This window comes from Nocardioides sp. J9 (genome assembly GCF_007829375.1).
In the GTDB taxonomy this organism is placed as follows: Bacteria; Actinomycetota; Actinomycetes; order Propionibacteriales; family Nocardioidaceae; genus Nocardioides.
In genome coordinates this window covers 1-1,665 of the sequence record NZ_VLJQ01000042.1, presented here as the reverse complement: position 1 = coordinate 1,665, position 1,665 = coordinate 1, and the positions used below count along the sequence as shown (strand labels likewise).

Below are 1,665 nucleotides of genomic sequence, written 5' to 3'. Positions count from 1 at the left end.
CGTCTACCAGATCAACTACCTGCGCTGCATCCTGTGCGGGCTCTGCATCGAGGCCTGCCCCACCCGGGCGCTGACGATGACCAACGAGTACGAGCTCGCCGACGACAGCCGGGCCAGCCTGATCTACGAGAAGTCCGACCTCCTCGCCCCGCTGCTGCCGGGCACTAATGGGGGGCGTTTTTTACCGAGTTAGGACCCCCCGATGCGGCTCGGCAACGACGACGACTACTACCGCGGGGAGTTCAAGGAGGCCGCGCAGTGACCGCCTTCTGGATCCTTGCGCCGATCATGGTGCTGGCCGCCCTCGGCATCCTGTTCGTCCGCAAGGCCGTGCACGCCGCGCTGCTGCTGGCCGTGGTGATGATCAGCCTCGCGGTGCTCTACGCCGTGCTGGAGGCGCCCTTCCTGTTCGCGGTGCAGATCATCGTCTACACCGGCGCGATCCTGATGCTCTTCCTGTTCGTGCTGATGCTCGTCGGCGTCGACGCCTCGGACTCGGTGGTCGAGACCATCAAGGGCCAGCGGGTGCTGGCCTGGGCGACCGGGCTGGTGTTCGTCGTGGTGATGGTGGTCGGCCTGACCCAGCTCACCTTCGGCACCGCGGTCGGGCTCGAGGAGGCCAACGAGGGCGGCAACGTCCAGGCGCTCGCCAACCTGCTGTTCTCGCGCTACGTCTTCATCTTCGAGGCGACCAGCGCGCTGCTGATCACGGCGGCCGTCGGCGCGATGGTGCTGGCCCACCGCGAGCGGCTCACCCCGCGGCCCACGCAGGCCGACCTCGCCGCCGAGCGGATCCGCGACTACGCCGAGAAGGGCGCGCACCTCGGTCCGCTGCCCGCCCCCGGCGTCTACGCGCGCCACAACGCCGTCGACACCCCGGCGCTGCTGCCCGACGGCACGCCCGCCGCGGCGTCGGTGTCCCGCGTCCTCGCCGCCCGCGGCACCATGCAGTCCACCGGGCTGCGTGACATCGAGGTGATCAAGGACCAGCTCGGGGTCGACCCCGCCACCGCGCCGGAGACGGCCGGCAAGACCGCAGCGACCGGCTCGAGCGAGGAGAACGCCGCCCCCATCGGGTCGGCCGCCCAGCAGGAGGTGGACGAGTGACCGAGTACGTCGTGCTGAGCGCGATCCTCTTCACGATCGGCTCGATCGGGGTCCTCACCCGGCGCAACGCGATCGTCGTGTTCATGTGCGTCGAGCTCATGCTCAACGCCTGCAACCTCGCGTTCGTCGCGTTCGCCCGCCAGCACGGCAACCTCGACGGCCAGGTGGCTGCCTTCTTCGTGATGGTGGTCGCCGCGGCCGAGGTCGTGGTCGGCCTCGCGATCATCATGACCATCTTCCGGACCCGACGCTCGGCCTCGGTCGACGACGCCAGCCTGCTGAAGTTCTGAGGACGGCAATGCACGCACACCCCGCACTCGCGCTCGCCTCGAGCGAGACCCACGTCCCGGTCGTGGCGCCGACGTCCGCCGACGGCGTCCTCGACCTGCTGTGGCTGGTCATCGCGCTGCCGCTCGCCGGTGCCACCGTCCTGCTGCTGCTCGGCAACCGCCGCACGCAGGCCTTCGGGCACTGGGTCGGGCTCGCGACGATCACCGGCTCCTTCGTGCTCAGCCTGGTCTCCTTCCTGACCCTGCTCGGCCGCGACGAGGGTGACCG

3 protein-coding genes and 1 pseudogene are annotated in these 1,665 nt (G+C 69.9%); all 4 read left to right on the top strand.

Annotation, left to right across the window (positions count from 1 at the left end; translation table 11 throughout):
- Nucleotides 1-193: 4Fe-4S binding protein (locus L615_RS03500; RefSeq protein WP_186449714.1), on the top strand; the 193-nt coding region annotated here is incomplete at its 5' end.
- A 65-nt stretch (nt 194-258) separates the two neighbouring features.
- Complete coding sequence (locus L615_RS03495; RefSeq protein ID WP_145724137.1) at nt 259-1,107, top strand: NADH-quinone oxidoreductase subunit J; 849 nt, start codon at nt 259-261, stop codon at nt 1,105-1,107.
- Nucleotides 1,104-1,397 (top strand): NADH-quinone oxidoreductase subunit NuoK, encoded by a 294-nt coding sequence (gene nuoK / locus L615_RS03490; RefSeq protein ID WP_028657221.1) that lies wholly within the window; start codon nt 1,104-1,106, stop codon nt 1,395-1,397. The genes L615_RS03495 and nuoK overlap by 4 nt, the downstream gene beginning before the upstream one ends.
- Nucleotides 1,398-1,405: 8 nt before the next feature.
- A pseudogene (locus tag L615_RS03485) lies at nt 1,406-1,665 on the top strand (hypothetical protein); the annotation flags it as partial.